Raw genomic sequence first — 6,250 nt, 5'->3', positions numbered from 1 at the left:
CTATATCTTTATATCTGCTTGCTAATCTTCTAAATCACATATTCAACCATGTAAATCTTCTCCTACCAGTAATTGTATTGAAAAAGGTTTGATAAATTCCCATTGTTCATCAGAAAAGTTTCTAAATTATATAATCCCCCTCAAACTATAATTAGGAGAAATGGTATTTATATTTTTGAAACAGGCTCATATATAACTATGCTTAATTGTCAAAGTCGTTTATTTTTATGCACAATACCTATACGCGTCAAAAACGTATCATTTTATCATATCAATCGTAGACAGGTGTTTTATTTTGAGTACCATCAGTGAGAAGATATTTAGCAGGGCATCGGGAAGGGATGCAAAAGCCAATGATTTTGTAATGGCTGATGTCGATTATGCTATGGCCCATGACGGAACAAGTATACTAGCAGTGCGGGCTTTCAGGCAGATGGAAGTGAAAAATGTCTGGAATCCTAACAAGATTGTGATTCCCTTTGACCATCTTGTACCTGCAAACAGTGATACCACGGCGGCTCTTCAGAAGGATATCCGGGGGTGGATACATGAGCAGGGTATCAAAAACTTCTATGACATTGGAAACGGTATATGCCATCAGGTTTTGCCAGAGAATGGTTTCGCAATGCCGGGAAAACTGATTGTCGGGGCAGATTCACATTCGTGTACTTACGGTGCTTTTGGCGCTTTTGGAACTGGCGTAGGGGCTACAGACATGGCCGAGATATTCGCTTCAGGAAGACTCTGGTTCAAGGTTCCAGAATCAATTAAAATTACAACCAACGGCAAACTTGGAAAGCATGTTTATGCAAAGGATTTGACCCTTAATATTATTGGCACAGTGGGTGCGTCGGGTGCTACGTACAAAGCTGTGGAATTCTATGGCAGTGCGATTGAAGACCTTTCCATGTCAGGTCGTATGACCCTTTCAAATATGGCTATTGAAATGGGTGCAAAAGCCGGTATCGTTCCGCCGGACAAAACAACGTTTGATTTCCTTGAGGGAAAAGCTGTGGAAGATTTTGAACCTGTATTTGCGGATGAAGATGCGGAATACGTAAAGGAATACGAAATTGATGCTTCCTCCCTTGAGCCACAAATAGCAAAACCCCATGAGGTTGACAATGTTTGCGGTGTTTCCGAGGTTGTCGGTACAAAGGTGGATCAGGTTTTCATTGGCACCTGTACCAACGGCAGGCTTGAGGATCTTGAAGCTGCAGCGGCTGTTCTGAAAGGCGAGGAGGTTGCAGTCAGAACTATCATCATTCCAGCTTCAAAGAGAATCATGAAGGAAGCTGTGGAAAATGGCACAATTTCAACTCTTCTTGACGCAGGTGCCACTTTTGCAACGCCTGGTTGTGGACCCTGTTTGGGAGGTCATATGGGTGTTATTGCCGAAGGTGAGGTTTGTATTTCCACTGCAAACAGGAACTTCCGTGGCAGGATGGGTAAGGGCGGATACATCTACCTTGCATCTCCTGCAACGGCAGCAGCATCTGCAATTACAGGTGAAATAACTGATCCACGTGAAATTTGAAACTAGGAGTATATAAATGCCAGAAGAAATAAGCAGTGATAAGATCCAGCATTTACTGGGTCATTGGATTGAACACAACCAAAGCCACAATGAAAGCTTTGAGCAGTGGGCTGGAAGATTAAGGGAAGCGGGTTACATGGAAGTTGCTGATGTAATCTTGCAGGCTTCAAGGAAAATGGAAGAGTGTAGTTCTTTGCTTGAAAAAGCAAAGGATTTACTCTGAGTTCCTGTATAAGTGGTCGTATACAATCCCGCCTGCGAAATAGCCTGCAAGCCCGACTATAAGGGTTCCGGGAAGATAAACCGGTGTGAATTCATCAGCTCTGTAAAGCAAGATATTCCCAATTATCAGATATGTAAGCAGGAAGGCTGCCAGACTGATCAGCTGGAGTTTACTTCTGTCTATTGGCATGTTGTTCCCTGGATCGATATAATTTTTTAACCAGAATAGTTATGGTTTTCTTTTCTTTAAAATTGTACCTTCAACTGTAAGTTCACACCGTTACGGATATTGAACAGTATTCCACGTCAGTACTTCTTTTAATATATATACTACTGACATTTTAGATCAGTACTGAGATATTATCACAATCGGTGATTGCTATGACAGACAAAATCTTAATTCTGGGTGCTGGCTATGCCGGGGCTGTGGTTGCAAATAAACTTGCAAGGGAATTCAGACGTAGTATTGCAAAAGGGAAAGTTGACATTACGGTACTTGATAAAGACGAAATGTCTGTAAACCAGGGTGGATTTACATTCCTTCCTTTCAGCTTGTACACTCCTGAAGATATTATAAGATCCAAACGGGAATTGCTTAGCCCCAGGATCAATCTCAAGCTGGGTCCTGATGGAGAAGTGACTTCTATTGATATGAATAAACAGCAGGTTGGGGTTAAAAGTGGGAACAAATATGATTATGATTATCTTGTGATTGCCCTTGGGGCAAGGGCTGATATCAGCGGGGTTGAAGGTCTTACGGATGATCTGAATACATTTTATACTTCTATTGAAGATTCGCTGAAACTGGGAGAGAAAATTAGGAATTTTAACGGTGGTAGAATCGCAGTTTCAGTTGCGAGGATGCCAATTCCATGTCCAGGGGCACCTATAAAATTTTCTTTCCTTCTAGACAGCTATTTTAAAAATGTCTTGAAAAGGGATGATGTGACTATCAGTCTTTTCTGGCCAATGGAACCAATAGGTCCTCCTGAATTCAACAAGATGGTTACAGGCAAGTTTGAAGAAAAAGGAATTGAAGTATTCCGCAATTTCAAACTTGGTAAAGTGGATGCTTCCAATAAGGTGATTGAATCTACTGAAGGCGAGAAAGAAAAGTATGATCTTCTTGTAACGGTACCTCCGCACAAGGTTCAACAGGTCATTCTTGATGCAGGGATTAATGATGAATCCGGATGGATTCCTTTTGATAAATCAACCTTACAGTATCGAGGAGGCGCTGGCAATTATGATAACGTGTACGTCCTCGGCGACACTGGTCCCATGGATGTCCTGAAAACAGGAATAGGTGCCCACTATCAGGCGATGGTTGTGGCACACAATCTTGCCAATGATATCAACGGAAATGGTATCAAGGTATCCTATAATGGGGAAACGGGTTGTCCCATTATTACGGATATGGCTGCTCCATCAATGGACGGGAAGGCATACATTGCCACATGGAGCTACAATCTACCACCAGATGAGTTCGATACGACAAAGCTTGGATGGTATATGTATCGCATGTATTACTATATTCATTGGGACGCGAGCATAAAAGCAATACTGTGAGGTGATTTTGATGACAGGTGAAAATGAAATAACAAATGCTGGAATGACTTCTGCAGATGTTGAATCTGTAGTTGATGTTGTCAGGACTATGCGCATAATGCAGGACTACCTCAACGATGAAACCATCCACGGTGTTGCGGAGATCATGATCCCAATGATGAAACTGGTGAATGGTATTGCAAGTACGGATCTTGTGGATGTGCTGGAAAGGGGCTTGCAAGACCCTGATCTAGATCGTGCCCTTATAACTCCTCCTAAGGTTGGTTTGTACGGGCTGCTTAAAGAAATGGGCGATGAAGATCTTCAGAAAGGAATCGGCATCGCTCTTGAACTGCTGAAGGCTCTTGGTAGGGCTTCCGAAGAAGTCGGTAGATGATGCACTATTTTCCTCAGGGCAGGTGAAATCCTGCCCAACCCTCCATTTTTTCGAAGTTTTGGTTTTTATTCCGGGTTTTTTGGAACCGATTGGTAATTCGTAACGATTATTTCTCGGACAGGTCCACGTTTGTGGCCTTTGGAATTAATGTTTCTGCGTGCAAGCACACGATCGATATTGAAACGAGAATACATTTCATCAAAGAAATCATCTTCCGGGTTCTCATATTTAGGGTCGGAATTGCTGAGCATAAGTCTGGCTCCCTTTGCATCAATCTTCCTGTAGAAATCCGCCAGGCGAAACTGTTCCCCGTCATCAAATGAATCCTTTGAATAGGAAGTAAAAGAGGATGTCCTACTCAGGGGGCGGTAAGGGGGGTCAAGGTAGACAAAACTGTTCTCATCTGCCAATGATTCACAGATTGTGAAATCTCCCAAGTGTATCTGTGTATTTTGAAGGACATCTGAGACATTTCTTAGATTTTTGGCGTCCAGTATCCTTGGATTCTTGTACCTACCAAAGGGCACATTAAAAAATCCTTTCGAATTGACGCGAAATAATCCATTGTAACATGTCCTATTAAGGAAAACAAGTTGTGCAGCTCTTTTAATCCATTTCTGGTTGTATTTTTTATAATTGAAAGAATTCCTGCCCTTGTTCAGTTCATCTCTGATCTCGTAGTAGAATATTTCTTTTTCCTGATCTGGAGTGTCATAATATAATGACTGGAGGGAATCCAGCATCTCGATTAACTTCTCAACATCATTTTTGACAACACTGTATGCTACGATGAGTTCTTCATTAACATCGCAGATGTGTGAATCCTCAAAATCAAACTTGTTCATCACGTGGAAGAATACCGCTCCTCCCCCGACAAAGGGTTCGATGTATCTTGTAATCTCTCCGCTTTCCAGTTCTGCAGGGAAGCGTTTATCTAATTCTTCGAGAAGTTGTTTTTTCCCGCCGGCCCATTTCAGGAAAGGTTTCGCATTGTTTGTCATATTACGATTACTTTAATTTCAGGAACTTCCATCATCCGCATTACATTTTTTGGGACAAGCCGGCCCCATGTATTGTAAACGGACTTCCCGCTGATATAAGTGCTGATTTTTTGAGTCTGAAACGGTCTTTGTTTTTCTTAAATCATTTCCTTGCCTCTGTTAGAGGCAGGATGTGCAGTTTTCTGATATTTACAAAATAGTAGTATATAAAATCGGCTTTCTGGTATTCGGGACTCTATTCAACGTTGGTAACTTCCACAGTTGCGGGAATCTAGTGCAGATATTGCTCAATATCCCAAAATCCGCATCTGGAAATTTTTTATGTTTCTTTCATTTTGTACCCGCAATTCATGATTCAGAGTCCAATATACAGTATAAAAATTAATATAATACCTATGTGATGTGTGGCACACATTGTTTATTTAGTAAAATAGTGTATAAAAAAGCAACAGTTAAATAGTACAAAACAAAAATTTACAGATATGTGCCGGAGAGATATGGGGGAATATGTCCAGTACTGGAAGATCATTAATTGAGAAAATGGCTATATGCAAGGAAGCTATTGATGCAGCAAGGGAAATCTGTGTGCATCCTTCATTATCGCAATACCTCAATGATTGCGGGTTTGCACTGGCTTCACGAAGGTTTTCGGTTGGCTCCTCGGTTGCATATGCCTATGAGGCAGAAGATGCTATCTACATTTTACTCATTTTCAGCAGGATTAAGCAGAGGGGCGATGGCAGGAGACTCATTAGATGTATTATTGAGCATGCCCGAAAGAAAGGTTACGAAAAAATCTATACCACTACTTCGCCCTAGTCTCCTTTCCACTATCCTGCCGGCAGATTTTATGTTTCCTGTGGATTTCAAATGATTGGTTCGGATGAATTGCAAACGTATTACAGGCTGGATGTGCACAACAGTCCGGTAACTGCTTGCAAGGATCCTGAATCTGTTCCTCCTGATGTCTCATACAGCGTGTTGGATTATTTCATCATTGCTGTTTCAATGATCCATGCTTTTATCTTCAGGGAAAATGGTGAACCAAGGGTTGTGGGACGGCTGAGAAGGGCTATCGGTGATAAAGAGAATCTTAAAAGAACCTGATACCTGATTTCTGAAACTGCTTTTATGTGGTTCCAATCCAAAAAAGTGAAGAAGGTATGATTACCCTGTTTTCATACACTCTTTATAACGTACCTCACTCCACTAAATAATCAAAAAGTATGAGTTTAGGATCTTCAATGATCAAAAGCTTGATTTCAGCCTCCCAAATCCTAATAGTTAGTATGTTAATAGAGAATATAAACTAAATGGCGTGAAATATTAAATAGAGGCTAAAAAATATAATTTCTTTTATTTTTCTTTAACATCGTGTAGGTAAACTGAGTTTCCCTGCATCAATACATAAGACGTATATTAATTGAAATATACTTGACATTATCAGAATTTATCAAACCTTTTTCAATACAATTACTGGTAGGAGAAGATTTACATGGTTGAATATGTGATTTAGAAGATTAGCAAGCAGATATAAAGATATAG

General features: G+C 40.7%; 8 protein-coding genes. 6 read left to right on the top strand and 2 right to left on the bottom strand.

Annotation, left to right across the window (positions count from 1 at the left end):
• Positions 1-304 precede the first annotated feature (304 nt).
• Positions 305-1,537: a 3-isopropylmalate dehydratase large subunit gene (locus PWQ49_RS08235; protein WP_300609813.1), complete on the top strand. Its 1,233-nt coding sequence runs from the start codon at positions 305-307 to the stop codon at positions 1,535-1,537.
• A gap of 16 nt (positions 1,538-1,553) precedes the next feature.
• Positions 1,554-1,760 (top strand): hypothetical protein, encoded by a 207-nt coding sequence (locus PWQ49_RS08230; RefSeq protein WP_300609812.1) that lies wholly within the window; start codon positions 1,554-1,556, stop codon positions 1,758-1,760.
• Here the strand turns inward: PWQ49_RS08230 and PWQ49_RS08225 are convergent.
• On the bottom strand, positions 1,752-1,949 hold the full coding sequence (locus tag PWQ49_RS08225) for a hypothetical protein (protein WP_300609811.1): 198 nt from the start codon (positions 1,947-1,949) through the stop codon (positions 1,752-1,754). The genes PWQ49_RS08230 and PWQ49_RS08225 overlap by 9 nt on opposite strands.
• A 191-nt stretch (positions 1,950-2,140) precedes the next feature.
• Between PWQ49_RS08225 and PWQ49_RS08220 the strand changes: the two genes are divergently transcribed.
• Positions 2,141-3,328 carry an FAD/NAD(P)-binding oxidoreductase gene (locus PWQ49_RS08220; RefSeq protein WP_300609810.1) on the top strand — a complete coding sequence of 396 codons (1,188 nt, stop codon included), beginning with the start codon at positions 2,141-2,143 and terminating at the stop codon, positions 3,326-3,328.
• Positions 3,329-3,338: 10 nt separating this feature from the next.
• Entirely contained in the window at positions 3,339-3,704 is a 366-nt protein-coding gene (locus PWQ49_RS08215) for a DUF1641 domain-containing protein (protein ID WP_300609809.1), read from the top strand.
• A 65-nt stretch (positions 3,705-3,769) separates the two neighbouring features.
• On the opposite strand, the gene PWQ49_RS08210 is transcribed toward PWQ49_RS08215, so the two are convergent.
• The gene (locus PWQ49_RS08210) at positions 3,770-4,705 is read right to left on the bottom strand and encodes a DNA adenine methylase (RefSeq protein ID WP_300609808.1); all 936 of its coding nucleotides are present in this window, start codon (positions 4,703-4,705) and stop codon (positions 3,770-3,772) included.
• 507 nt (positions 4,706-5,212) lie between these two features.
• Here PWQ49_RS08210 and PWQ49_RS08205 point away from each other — a divergent pair.
• Complete coding sequence (locus PWQ49_RS08205) at positions 5,213-5,524, top strand: hypothetical protein (RefSeq protein ID WP_300609807.1); 312 nt, start codon at positions 5,213-5,215, stop codon at positions 5,522-5,524.
• A gap of 51 nt (positions 5,525-5,575) precedes the next feature.
• Entirely contained in the window at positions 5,576-5,812 is a 237-nt protein-coding gene (locus PWQ49_RS08200; protein WP_300609806.1) for a hypothetical protein, read from the top strand.
• The last annotated feature ends 438 nt before the right edge of the window (positions 5,813-6,250 follow it).

Source organism: Methanohalophilus sp. (assembly GCF_030156785.1).
Classification (GTDB): Archaea; Halobacteriota; Methanosarcinia; order Methanosarcinales; family Methanosarcinaceae; genus Methanohalophilus.
This window is presented reverse-complemented; position numbering and strand designations above follow the sequence as displayed.